At 70.8% G+C, this 21800-nt stretch carries 18 protein-coding genes; 7 read left to right on the forward strand and 11 right to left on the reverse strand.

The features are described from left to right. Positions 1-79: 79 nt before the first annotated feature. The 4 genes from ACWD4B_RS11765 to ACWD4B_RS11780 form a co-directional block, all read right to left on the reverse strand. Positions 80-742 carry a M15 family metallopeptidase gene (locus ACWD4B_RS11765; RefSeq protein WP_451420595.1) on the reverse strand — a complete coding sequence of 221 codons (663 nt, stop codon included), beginning with the start codon at positions 740-742 and terminating at the stop codon, positions 80-82. Positions 743-804: 62 nt separating this feature from the next. Then, entirely contained in the window at positions 805-1116 is a 312-nt protein-coding gene (locus tag ACWD4B_RS11770) for an NUDIX domain-containing protein (protein WP_451420596.1), read from the reverse strand. Between the two features lie 457 nt (positions 1117-1573). After that, positions 1574-1720 carry a hypothetical protein gene (locus tag ACWD4B_RS11775; RefSeq protein WP_451420597.1) on the reverse strand — a complete coding sequence of 49 codons (147 nt, stop codon included), beginning with the start codon at positions 1718-1720 and terminating at the stop codon, positions 1574-1576. A gap of 180 nt (positions 1721-1900) precedes the next feature. Continuing rightward, the gene (locus ACWD4B_RS11780; protein WP_451420598.1) at positions 1901-2644 is read right to left on the reverse strand and encodes a hypothetical protein; all 744 of its coding nucleotides are present in this window, start codon (positions 2642-2644) and stop codon (positions 1901-1903) included. Positions 2645-2830: 186 nt separating this feature from the next. On the opposite strand from ACWD4B_RS11780, the gene hemC reads away from it, so the two are divergent. Further along, positions 2831-3763, forward strand: a complete 933-nt coding sequence (gene hemC / locus ACWD4B_RS11785; RefSeq protein ID WP_451420599.1) for a hydroxymethylbilane synthase — start codon at positions 2831-2833, stop codon at positions 3761-3763. A gap of 134 nt (positions 3764-3897) precedes the next feature. On the opposite strand, the gene ACWD4B_RS11790 is transcribed toward hemC, so the two are convergent. The 3 genes from ACWD4B_RS11790 to ACWD4B_RS11800 are packed head-to-tail and all read right to left on the reverse strand — an operon-like array spanning position 3898 to position 5167. Continuing rightward, complete coding sequence (locus tag ACWD4B_RS11790; RefSeq protein ID WP_451420600.1) at positions 3898-4257, reverse strand: hypothetical protein; 360 nt, start codon at positions 4255-4257, stop codon at positions 3898-3900. Further along, complete coding sequence (locus tag ACWD4B_RS11795; protein WP_451420601.1) at positions 4254-4736, reverse strand: ATP-binding protein; 483 nt, start codon at positions 4734-4736, stop codon at positions 4254-4256. Before ACWD4B_RS11795 ends, ACWD4B_RS11790 begins: the two co-directional genes overlap by 4 nt. Next, positions 4733-5167: a hypothetical protein gene (locus ACWD4B_RS11800; protein ID WP_451420602.1), complete on the reverse strand. Its 435-nt coding sequence runs from the start codon at positions 5165-5167 to the stop codon at positions 4733-4735. Before ACWD4B_RS11800 ends, ACWD4B_RS11795 begins: the two co-directional genes overlap by 4 nt. A 194-nt stretch (positions 5168-5361) precedes the next feature. On the opposite strand from ACWD4B_RS11800, the gene ACWD4B_RS11805 reads away from it, so the two are divergent. The 4 genes from ACWD4B_RS11805 to ACWD4B_RS11820 are packed head-to-tail and all read left to right on the forward strand — an operon-like array spanning position 5362 to position 7952. Further along, on the forward strand, positions 5362-6456 hold the full coding sequence (locus ACWD4B_RS11805; RefSeq protein WP_451420603.1) for a helix-turn-helix domain-containing protein: 1095 nt from the start codon (positions 5362-5364) through the stop codon (positions 6454-6456). Between the two features lie 18 nt (positions 6457-6474). Further along, positions 6475-7146, forward strand: a complete 672-nt coding sequence (locus ACWD4B_RS11810) for a YdcF family protein (protein ID WP_451420604.1) — start codon at positions 6475-6477, stop codon at positions 7144-7146. After that, complete coding sequence (locus ACWD4B_RS11815) at positions 7088-7699, forward strand: WbqC family protein (RefSeq protein ID WP_451420605.1); 612 nt, start codon at positions 7088-7090, stop codon at positions 7697-7699. The genes ACWD4B_RS11810 and ACWD4B_RS11815 overlap by 59 nt, the downstream gene beginning before the upstream one ends. Before the next feature lie 10 nt (positions 7700-7709). Further along, complete coding sequence (locus tag ACWD4B_RS11820; RefSeq protein ID WP_451420606.1) at positions 7710-7952, forward strand: hypothetical protein; 243 nt, start codon at positions 7710-7712, stop codon at positions 7950-7952. A gap of 229 nt (positions 7953-8181) precedes the next feature. Here ACWD4B_RS11820 and ACWD4B_RS11825 read toward each other — a convergent pair whose 3' ends face one another. The 4 genes from ACWD4B_RS11825 to ACWD4B_RS11840 all read right to left on the reverse strand — a co-directional run bounded on the left by ACWD4B_RS11825 (position 8182) and on the right by ACWD4B_RS11840 (position 12515). Then, positions 8182-9264, reverse strand: a complete 1083-nt coding sequence (locus ACWD4B_RS11825; RefSeq protein ID WP_451420607.1) for a tyrosine-protein phosphatase — start codon at positions 9262-9264, stop codon at positions 8182-8184. A 437-nt stretch (positions 9265-9701) separates the two neighbouring features. Beyond that, complete coding sequence (locus ACWD4B_RS11830) at positions 9702-10538, reverse strand: esterase/lipase family protein (protein WP_451420608.1); 837 nt, start codon at positions 10536-10538, stop codon at positions 9702-9704. Positions 10539-11257: 719 nt separating this feature from the next. After that, on the reverse strand, positions 11258-11566 hold the full coding sequence (locus ACWD4B_RS11835; protein ID WP_451420609.1) for a hypothetical protein: 309 nt from the start codon (positions 11564-11566) through the stop codon (positions 11258-11260). A gap of 169 nt (positions 11567-11735) precedes the next feature. Further along, positions 11736-12515, reverse strand: a complete 780-nt coding sequence (locus ACWD4B_RS11840) for a thioesterase II family protein (protein ID WP_451420610.1) — start codon at positions 12513-12515, stop codon at positions 11736-11738. 185 nt (positions 12516-12700) lie between these two features. Here ACWD4B_RS11840 and ACWD4B_RS11845 point away from each other — a divergent pair, with 185 nt between their 5' ends. Together ACWD4B_RS11845 and ACWD4B_RS11850 are read left to right on the forward strand one after the other, a co-directional pair. Continuing rightward, positions 12701-20200 (forward strand): SDR family NAD(P)-dependent oxidoreductase, encoded by a 7500-nt coding sequence (locus tag ACWD4B_RS11845; RefSeq protein WP_451420611.1) that lies wholly within the window; start codon positions 12701-12703, stop codon positions 20198-20200. Then, positions 20197-21768 carry an MFS transporter gene (locus ACWD4B_RS11850; protein ID WP_451420612.1) on the forward strand — a complete coding sequence of 524 codons (1572 nt, stop codon included), beginning with the start codon at positions 20197-20199 and terminating at the stop codon, positions 21766-21768. Before ACWD4B_RS11845 ends, ACWD4B_RS11850 begins: the two co-directional genes overlap by 4 nt. Positions 21769-21800 lie beyond the last annotated feature (32 nt).

A 21800-nucleotide genomic window follows, 5' to 3' on the forward strand; every position in this document is an offset into this window, starting at 1 on the left:
GGCCTGTGTGCCCCCCTGAGAACCACCCACTGTTTTCTTCCTCCCCTGGTTGGTGAGAACGCGACGTTCAATCCCCTTGCTAGCGGCCCTGAAGGGGCAGAGCGCATGGGCCGTATCGGGCGGAGGAGCCACCGGTGGTTAGCGCCCAGTACTGGTCTCCGTACGACCAGTGCCACCACTCGCTCGGGTAGTTGACCAGGCCGGCCGATGCGAGGGCCGCGCCGAGGACCTGCCTCAGCTCGCGCGACCGGGAGCTGATGTTCACCGCGGCGGTGTAACAGGCGCCGTCGCTCTCTTCGGGCGTGGAGTTCGTCCGGGTGCCCAGATCCAGCTCCCGGCCGCCCGCATCAGCAAGGGTGATGTCGACGGCAGCCCCGGCGGTGTGCGGGCCGATCTCCGGAGGTGCGACATACCGTGACGCCCCCGCACGCACTTCGTCCTCCGACCACGCCGGGTTCAGGGCCCGCAGCGCGGCGGCATACTCCTCGAAATAGCGGGCCTGCAGAGCCAGCGGCCGGTAGCCCTCGACGACCAGCAGCCGCAGTCCCTCGGGAAGCCCGGCCTGGGCCGTCACCAGCCGCTCCAGCACACCCTCGCGCAGGTGCGCGAACGCGCCCTGGGCATCGCTCCTGCTGTCGTCCACCAGCAGTGTGGACCGGCGGACGTCCACCAGCGGTTCGCCGCACTCCTGGATACCGATGGCCGCAACCCTCGGGTCGCACATCAAAACGATCTCGTCCATGTCCCCTCCTCAGCCGTTCTTCTCGCCCATCACGGTGGCCGCCCGTTTCTGCTGCGCCGTCTTCACGTTGCCCCTCCCGCCGGTCGGCCGTGCTCGGACATCAAGTCCCCGGCGCAGAACCGCTCCAGGACGGCCGCGGTGTAGGGCACGCAGTCCGCCGGCGGCCGCGCGGGATCCGCCCACACCAACTGCGAGCACTTCTCCGGCTCCCGGATGGACGGCTCACCTGCCCACCGCTGGGTGGTGAACACCATCCCCATGCGCCCCTCGCCCCTGGGGTTGCGGTGGTGGATGGCGTGGCAGAACTCCAAGTCGCGGCGTGCGATGGTGACCCCGATTTCCTCGTCGACCTCGCGCAGAGCACCGTCCGTCATCGCGGACCATCAGCACCATCACGTCGACGACGAGGCGGCAGCGGGGCACTTGCGTCATGCGCGTCTCCCCCGTGGCCGTCCCAGCGCGGTGGCCGGCCTTCTGACCGTGTTCGAATCACAAACGCACCCCCGTAGCATTTGTGAACTGGCCCTGGCGGTGACGCACTACGCCTCCTCATTGACGAGCAGATCGGACGAGTGATCGGAGAAACGACCCCCGGAGGGGTGCGGTCACGGCCTCCCAAGTGCGGTGCATCGTCCAGGAATTCGAGCGATCGTCAATCAGCCTGTGTTCGCGGGGCGGGCGGCCCGCGAGGCGGTGTGCGATTCACTCGACCGTGGCGCGTCACCCGATCGAGAACTTGCGTTGCTGCCGGAAACGACCGGCCGGCACCCTGGTTCAGGTGCCGCCGGGGTCCGGGCGGCGAACGCTTTGCAGACGGCCGGGTGACGACCCTCACGAGGCCGGACCCGGCTTCGGCACGACGGACTTCTTCTTCCTGCCGGACGGCTTTCGGGTGGCCGGCGGGGTGGCTGTGTCGCTGAGAGCGCGGTAGAGCTGGTGCGGGTCGGTCCAGCCGCCGGGCGGGACGACCCACCGCACGTCCCGGGTGTGGGCGCAGGCGGCGGTCAGCGGGAGTTCGATGACGGTGTTCGGCCGCAGTAGCCGGGCACCTCGCCCCCGCAGGTCCCACTGGTCGGCGGACCCGCGGTCGATGAGGAACTGTCCACTGGCCGGTGTAGACGCTGGCCAGGACCGGACCGGCGCCGGAACCCAGCGCCGTCAGCGCCCGCTGCCCCGGCTCGGGCAGGACTCGGAGCGCGTCCCAGTCACCCCGCACCGCACGCGGACCACCCCGGGTATCGACACCATGCCCTCGCCCTTGAACTGGGCCTCTGCCCGCTGCTCCTCGTGGGCCGTGTAGGGGTTGAGGAAACTGGCCATCACGCCCACGAAGTACCCCCTGCGGTGGTGAAGGTGGGCCGGCGGTGCGCTGTGGGGGACGAGGCGGTGGAGGATGCCGAACTGCCAGGCGCGCCGGATGGCGTGGGCGGTGGTGCGGGCCTGGAGCTTCGCCGGCAGGTACTGGTGAGCGGTGCCCACCTCGTGCCGGGGCCGCTGGCGGGAGCGTTGCAGATGGCGCAGAGACATCCCGAGGGTGTGGGCGTGCAGGGCCTCCCGCTCGACCGGGCCCAGCTCCGGCGGATTCGCCGTCTCCAGCGCGGGTGCCGGGAACGCCGGCTGCCAGTAGGCGGCGTTGACGAGCGCGGGGACGCCGCCGCCCGGGGGATGCAGGCGCCGTGCTGCCGAGCGCAGCAGCTCCTGGAGCCGGTACGGGCTGAGGTCCAGGTCGACTGACACATGATGCTGGCACTCACCCAGGGCGAGCATCGTGACCGCCACGCGCTGCTCGGGCGTGAGGACCGGCGCAGACCTGAGCCGGGCCGGCTCGGCCTCGTCGAGCCGGTCGACCAAAGGGAGGAAGAGGTCGCCGCCCAACGGCGGGAACGCAATGGTGCCGGGCATGAGGGTGTCGGCTCCTTACTCGTGCGGGGGAGGGGCGAAGACGCCTCGACCGGCAGACGGCCGGGCAGACGCCGGGCTTCGCGGAGATCTCCAGATCATCAAGGCCGACAAAATGTCGGAAAGCGGCGTGTTGTGGGGCGGCTACGATGCGGCCAACCCCCCGTTCATCACAGGAAGTTGGGCGTCATGACCGTGGTCGTGGTCGGATCCCGGGCGAGCCATCTGGCCCGCGCCCAAGTCGCCGAGTACCTGGCGCCCCTGCGCCGCCGCTTCCCCCACGTCGTCTTCCGACACCGAGTGGTGACCGAGAGCGCGGACCGGGACCGGCGCACCGCCTTGGCCGAGGTCTCCCGTGCCGCCGGGGGAGCGGCGTTCTCCAACGCCCAGGAAGCCGCCCTCCTCGACAAGCAGGTGGACTTGGTCGTGCACTCGGCCAAGGACCTACCCGCCACACTCACGCCGGGGCTGGTGCTGCTGGCGCCGCCCGGCCGCGAGGACGCACGCGACGCCCTGTGCGGCAGCACCCTCGACGCCCTACCGAAGGGTGCCCGCGTGGGCACCAGCGCACCGCGCCGCATCGCCCAACTCCTCGCAGCCCGCCCCGACCTGCACATGATCCCCATCCGCGGCAACGTCCCTCCACGCCTGGCCAAGACCAAGGCGGGTGGTCTCGACGCGGTGGTCCTGGCCGCTGCCGGCCTGCGCCGCCTTGGCCGCGCCGAGGACATCAGCGAACTGCTGCCTGTGGAGCCCTTCACTCCGTCCCCCGCGCAGGGCGCGCTCGGCATCCAGGTCCGCGAGGACGACACGATGCTCCGCACCATCCTCGCCGACTTCGGCAACCGCGAGGCCGACGCCCAAGTCCGCGCCGAGCGGGCTGTGCTCACCGCCTTGCGCTCCGGCTGCGACATGCCCCTCGGCGCGCACGCCCGCACCCGCAGCGACGGCAGCCTGTCCCTGACGGCCCGGGTCACCGCCCTGGACGGCACCCGCGAGATCGCCGTCACCGCCACCGGCCCGGCCACCGCCCCGGAGGCCCTCGGGCGCAGCGTTGCCGAAGATCTGCTGCACCACGGAGCAGGAACCCTGCTCGATACCGCCCGCGCGGTCACCGGGTGACCGGCTGTGCGCTGAGGCGGACCTCGACCGGCAGGTGATTCGACAGCGTCCGCGTCTGCGGCGTGTCATGCACGACGGCTTCGGCGACGTGCCCGGCGATGTGCCGGTTGACCAGGATGAAATCAGAGCGGTGGTCAAGGAGTTCGTCCGCAGGCCATGAGTACCAGTTGGGGCGGGTGGATGAGATCGGCGCGGTACGTGTGCACGTCGAGCGCTGCCCGCGTCAGCTCGGCACGGCCGACGAGGTGCGCGTGTTCACCGGTGTCGCGCATCTCGTGCAGGCCCAGCGGACCGTCACCTGCGTAGACGGTCCGGTACATCACCCGGTCTGCGAAGCTGGCCACGATCTCCGGGGAGGTGAGCCCGCTGACCGTGACCAGCCCGGTGCGCCGCATCCGCGCGGCAATCACGTCCGGCAACCGCCGCTGCTGAACGTTGACCTCGTGCTGTGCGAACAGCTCGTCCGTGGGGACGATGTCGGGGGTGGTGGTCATCGACCGGCCTTGCTGTGCCAGGAGAGGATGGCCCAGGTGCTGCGGCCTCCATGGGGCAGGGGGCGGCAGGACCAGCATTCCGCCAGGGCCTCGACGATGGCCATGCCCCGGCCGGATACGGAGTCCTCGGCGGCCTGCTGCACGGTCGGTGCGCACACCGGGTTCCCGCCGTCCTCGACCTCGATGAGCAGTGAGCCGCCGCCTTCGGCTGCGGTCAGTGCCAACTCCGCGCGGGGAGCGTGCCGCAGTGCGTTGGTGAGCAGTTCGCTGGCCACCAGCTCGGCCTGGGGGACCTCCTCCTCGCTCTCCGCGCCCCAGGACAGAAGGGTGTCGCGCAGTATGCGCCGGGCTTCGCCGACGGCACGCGCGTGCGGCGTTACAGCGAAGGCCACTTGGTGCCGGACCGGAAGGTGTGGCCGCTCCGTGCTGGGGGAGGCCGCCTTGGTGGTCTGCCTGCTTGTGCGGACGCTACGGGTCATGATTCGGCCTCCAGCGCCGGTGCGGGGCCAAGTCCACGGTGTCGGCTCGGGCAGTTGCCCGGGCCGGGGTGCCTGCGGCGGGTCTGGACTGGGGTGTCCTTGCGGGCCAGCAGCAGCCGGGCTCCGGTCGCCGTGATGCGTTGTCTCCGCCCTGCGGCTATGCCTTTCGGGCCCAGGTGGGGCGCGGAGGGCAGGACGACTCCGTACGTGCCGGGCACGTCCAGCACGTCCATCAGCCCGGTGAATGCTGCCGAGTTGACGGTGACGATGCGTTCGGTGAACAGGCCGCACAAGGACAGCTCGTGCTGACGGCAGTACTCGGCCAGCGACAGTTCCAGGGCCGCCGCACGGGCCGGGGAGACGTTGTCCAGCCGCAGGAAGCCGTAGACGACCGGGCCGCTGACATGACGGTGCTCGGTAAGGGGCTCCATAGAGGTGACCGTCCAAAAGGCTCAGAGGGATGAAACAAGAGGCCGCGCCCGGGAAATCGGCTCTGTGGCCTGTGTGTTGAAGCGTCCTCCCTGACCACCGGTCGCGAAATGACCTGGTGTTGCACTTGCGTTGCACTTCCGTCCCTCCGCATGCATGCGCCGTGCTTGCATGAGCTCTCGGAAGGGAGCAACGCGTGGCGACCGTGCACCACTGGACCGGTCTGGAAGCCCGGGCCCTGCGCCTTGCCCTGCGGATGAGCGTTCGCGCGTTCGCCGAGGACCTCGGTGTCGCTGTGGGGACCGTCTCCAAGTGGGAGAAGCACCTGACGGCGACGGCACCTCGTCCGGACACGCAGTCGATCTTGGACACCGCTCTCGCGCGGGCGGATGAGCCGGTGCATCTGCGGTTCGAGACGTTCCTCTCCGAGGCCGGCGGGCCGCCCGTGACCATCCGCCGTGTCACCTCGGCAGGTCCCAGGGCCTGGGAGTACGAGTCGTGGACCGATGACCTGGACCGGGTCGTCGTCGCCTTGAGCCGCCAGAACTTCGCGTTCGCCGACAACCTGCTGGGCCGGTGGCTGGCCCGCTTCCAGCCGCCGGAGCTGGACGACAAGGGCCTGTATCTCCTCGCACGCTCCACCGCCCTCCTTGGCGATCTCAAGCGCGACCAGGGGATGGTGGTCGGGCCTCTGTCGGCCCAGCATGCGTATGCCGGAGCCCGCTCGGTCTTCGCCCAGCTCGACATCCCCCGCCGCGTCGCCCAGCTCGATCTCTCCCTGGCCGTCGTGGCGGAGATGTCCGGCCGTCTGGCAAGCGCCGCACGCCACTACGAACAGCTGGCTGTCGATGACCGGCTCGCCCGCCGTGACCGAGCCAGGGCCCGCCTGTGGGTGGGGACCGCGCTGAGCAAGGAAGGCGAGCACGACTATGCGGGGCGCGTCATGCTCGCCGCGATCCGCGACTTCGAAGAACTCGGCGAGCCGGACGACTGGTCCGTCGCCCACCAGAAACTCGCCCTCGTCCACCGGGGCGCCGGCGACCTGAACAAGGCCTTGCACTTCATCGGCACCGCCCGCAGCACCGGCACGACTGACTCACCTATGCAGCGGGTGCGCATGGACACCGCCCACGGACACATCCTGCTGTCCGACCCTGCCACCCGGGATGATGGCCTGACGGCCCTCGATCAGGCCGCTCAGCTGGCCGCTCAATACGGCATGAGCCACCAGCTGGCCAGCATCGAGAGCATCCGGAAGACCGCGGGGGGCACCAGCCCCACGCGGCGGTGAGCAGGGAGAGGGACACCAGTGACGACGGACAACCAGCGGGGCATCACCGACGGCCAGCGCCAGCGGGCCAAGCTGATCTGGGACTACCACCAGATGGGCCACGAGCTGCGGCCTGTGGACGCTGCGATCGGCCTGGGCAGCCACGACCTGGGCGTCCCCGTCTTCTGCGCCGAGCTGTACCGGGGCGGGCTCTTCCCCGCCCTCGTCTTCTCCGGCGGACCCAACCCCACCCACCCGGGACGGTTCCCCCGGGGCGAGGCCGTGCACTTCCGCGAGCACGCACTCGCCCTCGGTGTCCCCGACGAAGCAGTTCTGCTGGAACCCAAGGCCAGGAACACGGGCCAGAACATCACCTTCTCCCGCAACGTCCTGGCCGCAGCCGGGATCGCGGTGAAGACCGTACTGCTGGTCTCCATGCCCTACATGGAGCGCCGCGCGTTCGCCACCGCGCGCAAGCTCTGGCCCGAGGCGGAGGTGATCTGCGCCTCGGCACCACTGGAGTTCGACGACTACCTCAAGACGATCGGTGACGAGAAGCTCGTTGTCGACCAGCTCGTAGGCGACCTGCAGCGGGTGATCGAGTACCCGAAGCTCGGCTTCGCCATCGAGCAGGACGTCCCGGAGGACGTATATGCCGCCTACCAAACCCTCCTCGAAGACGGCTTCGACAGCCGCCTGCTCACCACCTGACCCACCACCGGGCGGGCTGTGCGCCATCCACCAGCCCAACCTCTTTCCCCGCCTGACCACGCTGGCCAAGCTGTTCGCGGCGGACTGCTGGATCGTCCTGGACGACGTCCAGTTCACCCGCCGCGACTACCAGCACCGCACCCACCTCGCCGCCCTGAACGACCCCGCAGACCGTCGGTGGCTGTCCATCCCCACCCACCTTCCCCAAGGCCGCCACACCACGGTCGGCGATGCGGTGATGGCCGAACCGGCCCGGTCCCGGCAGCGCGCCGCCCGCATCCTTCGGCAGCACTACGGGAGCAGCCCCCACTGGCCCGCCTTCCAGCAGGCCCTGGCCCCCGTTCTCGACGCCTTTGTCACCAGTGACCGGACGGCGGTTGTTGCCGAAGCATCCGCCCGGGCCCTGCTGGACCTCCTTGGCTGGCAGGGCTGCATCCTGCACAGCAGTCGATTGCCGGCTCGGCCGAACGCTCGCAGCGACTCGCTGACCTCACCGCCGCCGTCGGAGCCCGGAGGTACCTGTGCGGCCCCGGCGGCATGCGCTAAGAAGTGAGGCGGACGCGTTGAGTTCACCGGAACGGCTCCTGGAGATCCTGACCAACAAGGGCGCACTTCTCCCGGAGTGGAAGGACACCGTGGCCTCGGTCGACCGCAAGCTCTTCGTCCCCGACGCCATCGCGGTCGACGACCGGCCTCTCACGCGCGGCGAACGCCCAGAGCGGTGGCTGACCGTGGTCTACGGCGACCTGCCGCTCGTCACTCATACTCAGCCGCCGCCTGATGTTCCGCCATTCAACGATGATTGAACCCGGAAGCACGCGTGCGCTGTCCACAACGAACTGGCGAGCGGGAGGGGCCGTTGCGCTCGTGGGGCTTTTCACCGGCCTTGAGTGACCGGCTGAGAGAGGTTCCCGAGTCGCTGGTCGCCGGCGAGTTCGAGGAGGTCTGGGATTCCGCCCGCCGACAGATCGCATCTCGGTCTTCGTGAAGCGATTCGGCGCCGGCTCGATAACTGAAGCCCCGCCCCGCCCTCAATCAATCCGTCAGCAGGGCCGAGCGCAGTCCGGCAAGCTCCTGGTCGGTCATCCCCAGGCCCTGGTGAAGGTAATTTCCGAAGGTTCCGTACCGCTTCTCGACCTCGTCGAAGGAGGCATTCAGGTATTCGGAACGCGCCTCCAGCACCGGCTTCAGGATGGCCGCGTCGTGGGGTGTCGCCTGGCTCAGGGCCGCCTTGACCTCTTCCGCCCGGTACTCGTTGGTGGCCAGATAGTCGCGCATGACCGTTCCGCGGTCGACACCGAGCGCGGTCAGCAGGGCCGCGCTCGCCCAGCCGGTGCGGTCCTTGCCCGCCGAGCAGTGGTAGACCAGCGCCTGCGCGGCCGGGTTCGCGGCGTCGCGGAAGAGGGCGCCGTAGGCGGTGCGCGCCGAATCCTTCGAGACATAGGCGCGGTTGGCCTCGGTCATCAGCTCGGCCGCCTGCTCGGGAGTGGCGGGCAGGCCCACGTCCTCGCCGGCCACGTCGGCGACCACGTAGCGGGTGTCCTGCGGGATGCGGTCCGGAGCCTTCGCCCGCTCCCCCGGGGCGCGCAGGTCGTAGTCGGTGCGGATGCCGAGGCGCCGGAGCTTGGTGACGTCGGCGTCGGTCAGCTTCGACAGCTCGCCGGTGCGGTACAGCACGCCCATCCGCACCCACTGCCCGCCGGCGGTCCGATAGCCGCCCGCGTCGCGGAAGTTGGGGGCGCTCGCCAGGTGGAGGGAGCGGTCCGCCAGTGTCAGCGGGTCGCCCTGGTCGGGGACGAGGCGGAACCACTGACGGTCGGCCGCCGGCAGACCGCGGACCGCCACGCTCTCCTCGGCGCCACCGCGGGCCACCTCGCGCCCGCCGGCGTACACCGTCACCGACTGCACGCCCGGCGCATGCCAGTTCACGGAGTACGAGCCGTCGTCGTGCTGCGTGACGACGGCCTCGGTGAACGGGATGGCGTGCCGGGCCGCCTGCGGCTGCGCGGTCACGGCGGACTGCGGAGACACGGCAAGGGCGGTGGGGGCGGTTGCCGTCAACGTCACGGCGACGGCGAGGGCGGTGCCGGTGCGGCGGGCGCCATTCGGAATCTTCATGTCCAGATGCTATGGACCCGCCAGTTAGGACAACCCCTAGTGTCCCGCCCCCCCCTGGCAGCGTCACGCGTCGTGGACCTCGATCGCCCCCGACGGGCACGGGCTTGGTACTGGTGAGCTCGCCTATTTAACTGTCGCCAGTTCCCCGCCGAACCCCCACCGGCCTCGGATGCGAGGCGAGTTGTGGTGACCTGATGGGAACCTCGGGCATCGGCGACGACGGGGGCAGGCATCTCCAGCACCATGGCCGAACAAGGACAACCCGGACGGCCAGGTGCGGTTGAGTTTCCTGGGGTGAAACCAGGGCGTTGAAGACCGTCCAGAATGGCGGCCGCCAGATCTTCACGGGATTGGAGGGCGGAGTCGACCGCCCTGCTTTCCGGCATCCTCCGGCGACCGACTGACGTTCGAGATCGGCCAAGGTGATCGGGCTGGAATCAGAAGGCGGGCGCCCTCGGCACACAGGGAGCCGCCGGGGCTGAGGGATCCAGGGCCCGCTTGACCAATCCGATCGCACGCGGGCTGTACGACATGCTCAGATGGGCGGAGAAGTCGACGACGCAGCCCTCCTGCAAGGTGATGTTCTGCACCGTTGCTCCGGGGCCCGCCGTCATGAACGTGCTCTTCCAGGGGGTGGTGATCTCGTCGTACTTCGTGCCGATCACGGTGTAGTCGATCCCGGGAACGGTGTCCCCGTCGGCGTTGAGCTCCTTGATGAAGTCGGATTTCTCGTACTGCTGGATGCCCGCCTTGCCCAAGAGCTTCTCCCCGGGGCCCAGCATGTGGAGCTTGTCGGCGAGAGTCTCGATGCCGCTCATGGTGGTGCCGTGGTTGGTCGCGCCGAGCTGGACGACCTTCTTGACCTTGTTCTTCGAGGGGTCGGTCGGGTTCGCGCCTCCGTCGGCCTTGAGATACCAGCGGGCCAGGGTACCGCCCTGGGAGTGGCCGACAAGGTCCACCTGGCCGGAGCCGCTGGCAGCGAGCACCTTGTCCACGAAGGCGGCCAGCTCCTCGGAGGACTTCCTGATGTCTCCGTAACCCTTGACGGTGGGAGCGAGAGCCACTCCGGCGTCGTCGGTGTCGCCGTAGTCGAGGGCGTAGACGCAGTAGCCCTGGGCCCTCAGCTCGGGGGACATCCGGGCCCAGTTGTTGTAGCGGTTCTCGTAGGTCCCGTGCACCAGGACGACCGGACGCGGGTGGGCGGCGCTGGGACGGCAGTTCCAGTCATTGGCCCCCGGCGGATCGATGTCGAGGTGGAGGATGGAATGGACCATAGCGGGAAGGAAATTGTCCTTCTCAGGGCCGGTCTCCGCGGTCGCGGACGTGGAGGTGGCCAAGACCGTCGCCGCGGCGGTGGCACAGACGGCGGTGACATATTTCGGTATGTGCAAGACGGCTCCTGAGAAGTGTGGAACTCGGGCCACGTGCGATGTTTCACATGGGTGCCGACCGAGGAGGGAACCTCGGGTGACCTCCTCCGACGTCAACCGGATGACGCACCGTCAGACCCCTGCCTGGTAACGCCCGAGGAGAATCCCGGACCGTCGCCCACGTACCCCGGGTAACTTTCCGGGCCCCAGTATGCACGCGAGGCGGGAGGTTCTGAAGGGAGGAAACACAAACCTCGAAGGGGGTAGGCGGGGCTGCCGACAAAGCCCCTCTCCGGGGTCGTGCGGCCGTGAGTGACCTCGACGCCCCCGGCACGCCCCGGAGTTGAGTTCCGCGGAGAACGCCTTGGCCGTGGCCCCGCCCCTGTCATACCTCGTAGGCGGCGTCCTTCGACCTCTACTGGTGGGCTCTCCCAATCAACTGTCGCCAGTGCCTCGTGGAGTCCAGCCTGCTGGTGATCGTGCGTGATCTTCAGCGGGACCTGCTCCCACCACCGAGGCGTGCGCTACTGGTACAAGTAGGCACCAGCTCTCGCCTGAAGCGCGAAGGCCGCGAGTGTCATGAGGGCGTTCGCGTGCCAGTTGCTCAACCCGTCGGGCAGGACCTACTCCTCATTGCCTGCGTCGCTGTCGGCCCGGCGGTCGACCGGTGACGGGCCGGTCCCGGCTCCCCCCTTCGCGCGGATGTGGGAGGCATCTGCACACGCACGGGACCAGTCGAGCTCGCCGACGGCGTGCAGTCCCGCGAGCAGGATGCGGTGCAGCCGGTCGACGTCGCCGGTCGCGCGTCGGCGGCCCAGTCGGCACCAGCAGGCCGGGACCGAGCCGAAACCCAGCTCCAGGAACAGGAGTTGCCAGCTGATGTCCTGGTAGAGCACGTGCAGGATGCCCTGCAGAAACAGTCTGTCGGGCACCGGCTGTGGCCCCGGCGCCGTTCAGGCCGCGGCAGCAGCAACGACTCGATCAGTACCCACAGTGCACCCTCCACGTTCCGCGGCCGTTTGCTCACGCCTTCACGAACAGCCAGAACACCGCCCACATCACGGCTGACCGGCCACACTCAACAAGATCGCGATACGAGCTCTACGGGACCTCGCGCCGCAGGGCGCCGGTGATCGGTTCGATGGCCTGCAGGGTGTTGAGGCAGTGGTGAGCCGTGGGAAGGGTGCGGTGCGCGAGGGGGTGACGGGTCATCGGCTGCCATCGTCGGGCCGAGGCGGAAGGGATGACGGTGTCGTCGCGGGCGCTCCATACGGTGATCGGGTACTCCAGCGCTCTGAGGTGCGGTCCGTAGTCGTAGGCATCGATCAGGGCGAGGTCGGTACGCAGCGCCCGCAGCGCTTCCCTGTGGCGCTGCGCGCGTTCTCCCCGGGGCAGGGGGATGGCCAGCGCCGTGGCGAGTGCGATCAGGGCGGCGTCGTCCATGGCCCGGCTGTTCAGGTCGAAGCTCGCGTATTCGGGCGGCGAGAAGGCTGCGCAGGCATGGAGGGCGAGGGCCGGTCGACGGTGACGGGCAAGGTGCCATGCGGTCTCGTAGCCCAGAGCCGCTCCCATGCTGTGCCCGAAGATCAGCAGGGGTTCCGTGACGTGGTGCATCAGCCGGTCGGCGAGCTGGACGGCGAGTCCGGCAAGGCCGGTTGCCGGGCCAGGAGCGGGGGAGGGGGTGGGGGCCGCTCCGCCGGTCTGCCGCCCCGGATAGCCCGCGGAGAGGATCCGGAATCCGGGGGTGAGGTGGCGGGTCCAGTGCACGAAGTCCGCGGCGCCGCCCCCCACTCCGGGGAGGAGCAGCACCGCGGCATCCGCGCTGCCCCATTCCCGCTCGGGTGTCAGGTCCCACAGCAGTCCGTCACCCAGTGCTCTCACTCGTCCATCATCGGGCGCCACGCGAGGCTTCAGCACTCCTTCACGGGAATGGCCGGATTCCATCCTTTCCGTCCTTCACGGCATGGGCAGGTTCGGACAAGTCGGTTGAGGGGGCTGGTGCCGTGGGGGCGGAAATGGATTCTCCAGTTGACAGCCGCACGGGGGAGACCGGCCGTAGAGGCGATGTGGCAGTCGTCGGGATCGCCCTCCGCCTCCCAGGCGGCCTGAACAGCCTGGGCACGCTGTGGTCCGCGCTCCTCGAAGGGCGGGATCTGGTCACGCGGATGCCTGCCGAACGGTTCGACGCACAGGAGTTCACCGACACCGACCCGCGGCGGCCCGGGCGCAGCTACACGGCGGCGGCCGGAGTGCTCGACGACATCGCGGGCTTCGACGCGGAGTACTTCTCCCTCTCCCCGCGCGAAGCCGACCGCATGGACCCGCAGCAGCGGATCCTGCTGGAACTGGCCGCCGAGGGAGTGGACGACGCCGGCATCGACCCGGCCCGCCTGGCCGGTTCCGGCACCGGTGTCTTCGTCGGGGTGTCCAACCACGCCTACGGCAACCTCCAGCTCAGCCGACTGGAGACCGTCGACCGGCACACCATGACCGGGCTCGCGAGCGGCAACACCGCGGGGCGCCTCTCCCACGCCTTCGACCTGCGCGGCCCCAGCCTCGCCGTGGACACCGCCTGCTCGTCGAGCCTGGTCGCCCTCCACCAGGCGTGCACGTTCCTCGGCTCCGGCGGAGAGCTGGCGCTGGCCGCCGGAGTCAACATCCTCATCGGGCCCCACGAGTTCGTCGGCTTCGCCAAGGCGTCGATGCTCTCGCCCACCGGCCGCTGCCGCGCCTTCTCCGCGGCCGCCGACGGGTTCGTACGGGCCGAGGGAGGCGTGCTCCTCGTCCTCAAGCCCCTCGACCGGGCCCTCGCCGACAACGACCGCATCCACGCCGTGATCGTGGCCACCGGGACCAACAGCGACGGACGCACCCCCGGCCTGGCCCAGCCCAGCGCCCAGGCGCAGGCCGCCCTGCTGTGCCAGGTGTACGGACCGTCGGGACCGGACGCCCGCGAGCTGGTGTACATGGAGGCCCACGGCACGGGAACCCCCGTGGGCGACCCCCTGGAGTGCGAGGCCATCTCGACGGCCCTGACCGGAAGGTGTTCCGCCCAATTACCGCTGCCCATCGGGTCGGTCAAGACCAACCTCGGGCACCTGGAGTCCGCATCGGGGCTGGCCGGGCTGCTCAAGGCCGTCCTCGTCCTGCGCCATCGCGTCATCCCGCCGTCCTTGCACGGCCTGCCGGTCAATCCCGCCATCGACTTCCCCCGCCTGGGCCTGACCCCGGTGACCGCGGCCACTCCGCTGGCAACGGCCCGCGGCGGACTGGTGGGCGTCAACTCCTTCGGATTCGGCGGCTCCAACGCCCACGCGGTCCTCGCACCCGCCCCTGCACCTGCCCGACGGCACGACCCGCCTGAGGGCCTGCGTCCGGTGCTGGTCTCCGCGCGCACGCCCGAGGCTCTCGCCGCGGCGGCCATCGAACTCGCCGACCACCTCGACGCCACAGGCGCAGACACCGGCACGTTCTACGACATCGCCCACACCACCCTCATGCGGCGCGGCCGACACCCCTATCGCTCCGTCGTCCTGGCCACCGACGCCCGTACCGCCTCCGCCCACCTGCGCGCCGGCGTCGACGCCTCGCCCGTGCCCGTGCTCAAGAACGGCATGACCGCCTTCGTCTACAGCGGCAACGGCGCCCAATGGACGGGAATGGGGCGCCGGTTGCTCACCGCACCCGGGCAGGAAGCCGTTCCCGCCTTCCGGGGCGCCGTCGACGAGGTCGACGCGGTTCTGTCGCCCCTGCTCGGCTGGTCCGTACGAGAAGAACTGGCCCACGGTACCGACGCAGCCTGGCAGGCGCGGACGGAGATCGCCCAGCCCCTGCTGTTCACCGTGCAGGTGGCGCTCACCGCCGCGCTGGCGGCGTACGGGGTGCGCCCTGCCGGCGTGGCCGGACACAGCGTCGGCGAGGTCGCCGCCGCCCACGCCTGTGGCGCGCTCGACCTCGTCTCCGCCGCCGAGGTCATCACTCACCGCAGCCGGGTCCAGGGCCGTACTGCCGGTTCCGGACGGATGGCCGCCGTGGGTCTTCCAGCCGACAGGGCGTTGGAGGAACTGGACTTCTTCAAGGGGCTGTTGGAACTGGCAGCAGTCAACAGTCCCCGCGACGTGACGGTCGCCGGTGACGAGGACGCTCTCGACGAACTGGCCGGAAAGCTGGCCGGCCAGGGCGTCTTCTTCCGGATGCTCGACCTCGACCACGCCTTTCACACCTCGCACATGGACCCCGTCGAGGCAGACCTGCGCGCCGCTCTGGCCGCGCTGCAACCGCAGGCCGGGGCGCTGCCGTTCGCCTCGACCGTCACCGGCACCCTCCAGCCGGGAGCATCACTGACGGGGGAGTACTGGTGGCACAACGTCCGCCGCCCCGTGCAACTACCGGAGGCTGTCCGGGCGCTGGCGGCCACGGGCTGTGACGCCTTCGTGGAGATCGGCCCGCACCCGGTCCTCTCCCTCTACCTGCGCCGCATCCTCGCCGTGGACGGCGCCGGGCCCACCACCGTACTGCCCACCCTGTCGCGGGACCGGGACGGAGCCGATGCCCTGGAACGGACCGTCGCCGCCCTGCTCGCCGCCGACGCCCGCACCGACGTCGGAGCGTTCTTCCCCGTGCCGGGCCGGGTCCAGGACCTGCCCGCCTACCCCTGGCAGCGGGAACACCACTGGCACGGCTCCCCGCGATGGTTCGGGCAGGGCTGCGGCGACGGACAGCATCACCATCCGCTCCTCGGCGAGCGCGCCGCCCACGCCGAACCCCTGTGGCAGCTGCGCATCGATCCCACCCGCCACCGATGGCTCGCCGATCACATCGTCACCGGTGCGGTCGTCGTGCCCGCCGCCGCCTTCGCCGAGACGGCCCTGGGCGCTGGCCGCCTCCACCTCCAAGGCGCCGTCCAGCTCGAGGACCTGGCCGTCGAGCGGGCCCTGACCCTGCCCTTCGACGACCCCGCCATGGACGTCCGCCTGCAGACCTCGCTCGACGCGGCCGACGGCACGGTCCGCATCGCCAGCCGCGACGGCACCGGGCCCTGGCGCCCGCATGCCCGAGGCGTCGTACGCCGTCTGCTGCGCCAACAGCCCGCGGCGGAGGACATCCGGGCGTTGCACGCCCGTCTGCCGGAGACCGTCCCTGCGGCCGATGCCCACGCCAGAGCCGCCGCCGTGGGCATCACCTACGGACCTGCCTTCACCGTCCTCACCGGCCTGCAGGTCGGTGACGGTGAGGTCCTGGCCCGCTACGCACTCCCCGATGTCCCGGAACCGGCCACGTCCGCGCAGTACGTGCTCCATCCCGCCCTCCTCGACGCGGCCCTCCAAGCGGGTGCTCCCCTCCTCGCCCAGGACGGCACCGAGGACGGACGCACACCTGACGCCCCCTATCTGCCCTCGGCCATCACGACCCTGCGGGTATGGGACGAGGCTCCTGCGGAGGGCTGGGTCCACGTACGCCGCCGCGAGGCCACGCCCCGCGAAGTGTCCTGGGACATCCGCCTCCTGGACGACCAGGGCCACGTCACCGCCGAGGCCGAAGGCTGCAGACTGCGCCGCTTCGAGACCGCCGACACCACGCCGAGACGCCTGGCCACGGTCCTGCGCGCAGCACCCCACGAACACGACCCCGTCGCACCCGCACCGCCTCTGCCCGCTCTGCACGAACTGGCCTGTGCGGCCGAACGCACCAGAGACGCGGACTGGGACGGAAAGCGCTACGCCCAAGGCACCCGTCTGATCGACCAGTTGAGCGCGCACTTCACCCTCCGGGCGCTCCGCACGCTGGATCCCGAAGCCACCGCCTACACACCCGACAGCCTCATCGGCGCCGGTGCGCTCCCCGTCTACCGGCGCCTGCTGGACGCCGCACTCGATCAGGCCGAACGCGCGGGGCTGTTGCACCGCGACGGCGACGGGAACCGCGTGCCGGCCACCCGCCCCGATCCCCAAGGCGTTCTGGCCGAGCTGCTGCGCGCGGTCCCGGAGTGCGCCACGGAAGCGGTGCTGCACGCGCAGTGCGGCACTCTGCTGCCCGAGGTACTCCTGGGCCGTCAGGACGCCGTCGCCATGCTCTTCGGGGACAGCGACCGGCACTGGGTGGAGAACTACTACTCCACCGGCGCCGTGCCCCGCCGTGACAAAGCCCGGATGACCGCCCTCGTCCGCGAACTCGTCCGGCACTGGCCCGAGGGCCGACCCCTGCGCGTCCTGGAAGTCGGCGCCGGCACCGGGGCCTTGACCGCGGCGCTGCTCGACGTTCTGCCGCCCCAGCGCACGCACTACACCTTCACCGACATCTCCGCGACATTCTTCCCCCGCGCCCGCGCCCGCTTCGCCGACCACGACCACATCGTCTACCGCCCGCTCGACCTGGACCAGGACCCCGAACCCCAGGGGTTCGCCCCGGGCGCGTACGACCTCGTCGTGGCCGACAACGTCCTGCACGCCACCACCCGGCTGCGCGAAAGCCTCACCCGCCTCGCCGACCTGCTCGGCGAAGGCGGCCACCTGCTGGCCGCCGAGACGCACAACCTCGACCGCCTCCTTCCCTGTTTCGGCCAGCTGAAGAGCTTCTGGAAGATTGACGACACCGATCTGCGCCCCCGTTCCCCGCTCCTGACGGCCGGACAGTGGCATGAGCTGCTCGCTGCCCAGGGATTCGACGAGACAGTGCAGCTGAACGCGGACGGCGCCGAGGCCGACCACTCCGTCCTCGTCGCCCGACGTGCGGCCGGGCGGACGGCCCCGAGGACAGTCCCCGCGGGAACGGCCCTTGCGGGAGCAGCCTTTGCCCCCGCGACCAGTTGGATCGTCGCCGCCGAGCAACCGGACGACCCGCTCGCCCACGCCCTCGCGAAGGCTCTCGGCTCGGCGGACGACGCACCCGTGACCCTCGTCCGGGCCGTCACCGATCCCGATCAGTGGGCCGCTCGGCTCCGTCCCGACCGGTCCCTGCCCGCCCTGGTCCTCCTCCTGGCAGGCGAGAGCGCGGAGTTGAACGACAACAGCCCGACCGCCCCGCACCGTGACCGGACCGTCCTGGAGCAGGCCGTCACCCGCACCGCCGTCCTGCGTGCCATCGCACACGCCTGCGCACGGCTTCCCGGCACGGTCGACCCCTCCCTGTGGCTGGTCACCCGCCCGTCGGGAGCCGTGCCCGAGGCGGGGGCCCGCCCGGCCCCGGAGGACTGCGTGCCCTGGGCCGTGGCCCGCTGCCTCGCCAACGAACAGCCCCGGCCCACCGTCCGACGGCTGGCCTTCGCACGAGGACCGTCGCCCGAGACCGACGCCACCCGGCTGGCACGCGAACTGCTGACACCGACAGCCGAGGACGAGATCGTCCTCACCCCTGCCGGCCGCTTCGTCCCCCGGGTGCGCGACCTGCCCGCCGCCACCGTTGCAGCCGGCGGGCGCTGTCATCGGCTGCGGCTGCGCCGCCCAGGGCTCGGATTCGGCCTGGACTGGGTGCCCGCCCCTGCCCCGCCCGCCCCGGGCCCGGGCGAAGTGACCATCGAGGTACGGGCGGCCGGGCTCAACTACCGTGACGTCCTGCTGGCCACCGACTCCCTGCCCCCGGGCGCCGAAGTCCCCGCCCCCGGCGAACACAGTCTGGGACTGGAGTGCGCGGGCGTCGTCACCGCCGTCGGCCCGGGCACGGAACTGAGGGCGGGGGAGCGGGTCTTCGCCTGTGCACCCGGCGCCCTGGCCTCGCACGTCGCCGTCCCCGCCGCATGCACCGGACGCATCCCGGACCACCTGTCGTTCGCCGAGGCGGCGACCCTGCCGGTCGCCTTCTTCACGGTGCACCACTCCCTGGAGCACCTGGCCCGCCTCGGAGAAGGCGAGACGCTCCTGGTGCACGGCGCGGCTGGCGGGGTGGGCCTCGCCGCCCTGCAGTACGCCCAGCACGTCGGCGCACGGATCATCGCCACCGCCGGCAGTCCCGCCAAACGCGCGCTGCTGGCCCTGCTGGGCGCCGACCACGTCCTGGACTCCCGCACCCTCGGCTTCGCCGACCAGGTGCTCGAACTGACCGGGGGCAAGGGCGTCGATGTCGTCCTCAACTCCCTTGCAGGCGAAGCCATCGCCCGCAACCTCGACATCCTGCGGCCCGGCGGCCGCTGCATCGAACTCGGCAAGCGCGACATCCACACCGGCGGCCGACTGGCCCTGCGGGCCTTCCGCAACAACCTGTCCTTCCACGCCGTCGACGCCCTGCAGATGCTCACCTGCCAGACGGCACTGTCCGCACGGCACTTCGCCGAGCTCACCCGCCGCGTCCAGCAGGGGACGTACCGCCCGCTGCCGCACCACCTCCACTCCGCCGACACCGCCATGGACGCGTTCGCGCTGCTGCGCCGCTCCCACCACATCGGCAAGGTGGTCATCACCCTCACCCCCCGGCCCCGCCTCACCGAACCCCCCGGGCGTCTCGTGTGCGACCCCGACGCCACCTACCTGGTCACCGGGGGCCTCACCGGCCTCGGAGCCGCCGCCGCGGGCTTCCTCGCCGACCGGGGAGCCCGCCACCTCGCCCTCCTCTCCCGCCGCGGCCCCGCCACACCGGGCACGGACAACCTGCTGACCGACCTGGCCCACAGAGGCGCCACCGCGACAGCCCACGCCGTCGACGTGGCCGACCCGGACGCCATGGCCGCCGTGCTCGACGGCATCGCCGCCACCGGGCGTCCCCTGCGCGGCGTCATCCACTCGGCCATGGCCGTGGGCGACGCACTGCTGACCGAACTGAGCGACGAGACCGCCCGAGCAGTCCTCGCGCCGAAGCTGACCGGCACCAGGATCCTGGACCGCCTGACCCGCGACGCACGCCTGGACTTCTTCGTCGTCCACTCGTCCGCCTCCGCCATGGTCGGCCTCCGCGCCCAGGCCGCCTATGCCGCCGCCAACCTCGCCATGGAAGGAATCGTCCGCGCACGCCGGGCGGCCGGCCTCCCCGGCCTGGCCATCGGCTGGGGACTCTCCGGCGAGGTCGGGATGGCAGCCCTGGACGAAGTCATCCAGGTACTGGAACGCATGGGGCTCGCTCCCATGACCACCGCCCAGATCCTCACCGCTCTCGACGACCTCATGACCGGCCCCGGAACCGGCCCGGGAACCGACCCCGGTGACGACGCGGGCACCCCGGCCACCGTCGACGGCCCCGGCGTTCTGCAGGTGGCCCGCATCGACTTCAGCCGTATGGCCACGATCCTGCCGATCCTGCACACACCGCGATTCACCGGACTCCTGCCGACCCAGTCACCCGGCAGCACCCAGACCACCGAAGCCCGCCGCCTGCCGGCCGGCGGCAGCCCGGGCATCGACAAGGATGCACTCGCCGACCTGCTCGTCACCCTCGTCGCCCGCATCACCCAGCGCGCCCCCGAACGCATCGACCGCACACGCGGCATGGACGCGCTGGGCCTGGACTCCCTCATGGCCACCGAACTGGTCGTCAGCCTCCAAAGCGAACTGGCCTACGAGATCCCCACCATGGAGGTCATCAATGCCGACAGCATCGACGACCTCGCCCACCGCATCCTCACACTCGCCGGCACGGCATGACCACACCCCGGCCCGCACCCGGCACATCCGCTGCGCTCGTACGGCAGACCGCACCGTTCCCGCTCCGTCGCCGCTGGGCCGCAACCCTCGTGGTCTGCCTGGGGCTCTTCCTCCTGGGCCTCGACCTGACCGTCCTCAACGTCGCCCTGCCCAGCCTGGAGGACGACCTCAGGCCCGGCGTCACCGCACTGCACTGGATCGTCGACGGCTACGCGCTGGTCCTGGGCGGCACCGTGCTGACGACCGGAGCCCTCACCGACCGCATCGGCCGCAGACGCGCCTTCGTCACCGGCCTCGCCGTCTGCGGCACCGCATCCGTCCTCGGCGCCCTTGCCCCGGCACCCTGGCAGGTCATCGCCTCGCGCTGTGTCCTGGGCGCCGGAGCCGCCCTGCTCATGCCCGCCACCCTCGCCCTGATCTGCCACCTCTTCCCCGAACCGCACCTACGGCGCCGGGCCATCGCCGTGTGGACGGCCGTCGGAGGGGCCGGCGGCCTGGCCGGCCCGGTCGTCGGCGGCTGGCTGGTCGAACACCTCTCCTGGCGCGCCGCGTTCTGGCTCAACCTCCCCATCGCCGCCATCGCCATCACCCTGGCACTGTGGCTCGTGCCCGAGGTGCGCAGCACCCGGCCCGAACCCATCGACCTGCCCGGTGCGCTGCTGGCCGCTGCCGGCCTGCTGGCCCTGGTCGCCGCCATCATCGAAAGCCCTCAACTCGGCTGGAGCAGCCCGCCGGTGCTCACCGGTTACGGTCTCGCCGCCCTCCTGCTGTCGGCCTTCCTCCTGTACGAACACCGTTGCCGCCACCCCCTGTTGCCGCTCGCCCTGCTGCGCAACTCCCGCATCGGCATGAACGCCGCCACGCTGGCACTGATGTCCTTCAGCCTGCTGGGCGCCCTGTTCGTGATGACGCTCTACCTGCAAGGCGTGCTCGGCTACACCCCCTGGCAGGCCGGACAGCGTACGCTCCCGCTTCCGGCCTCTCTGGCCGTCGGCGCCGCAGCGTCCCAGCCCGTGGCCGGCCGCATGGGCGAGAAACGGGCCGTGCTCCTGGGCCTCGCCCTGGTCGCCTCCGCCTTCACCGTCCTCGCCACCACCGGCACCACGTCCGGCTACGGCCACCTCGTCGTCTTCCAGGTCCTGGCGGGACTGGGGGCGGGAGTGGCGTTCTCCCCGGCAACGGCAGCCGTCATGGGGGCCGTTCCCCACCACAGGGCAGGGCTCGGTTCCGCGATCAACGACGCCACCCGGCAGGTCGGAGCAGCACTGGGAGTCGCCGTACAAGGGTCCGTCCTGGCCACCACCTACACCACCCATGCCCGGAACAACCTCACGGGCACCGGGCTTTCAGCCCCTGTCCGCAACGCGGCCACCGACAACATCCTCACCGCGGCAGCCACCCTGCCCCGACTTCCCGTTCCCCACCAGACCCGTTTGGCCCAAGCCGTCACGGATGCCTTCATCACCGGTATGACGCGCACGGCTGTCATCGCCGGTGCGGTCACCCTGGCCACCGCGGTGGCCATTTCGTACAGGCGCCCCGCACACAGGCGCCGGACAGAACCGTGAGACGCGGGCCAGGGGTGGACCTCCGCATCACC

Source organism: Streptomyces sp. NPDC002536 (assembly GCF_053594995.1).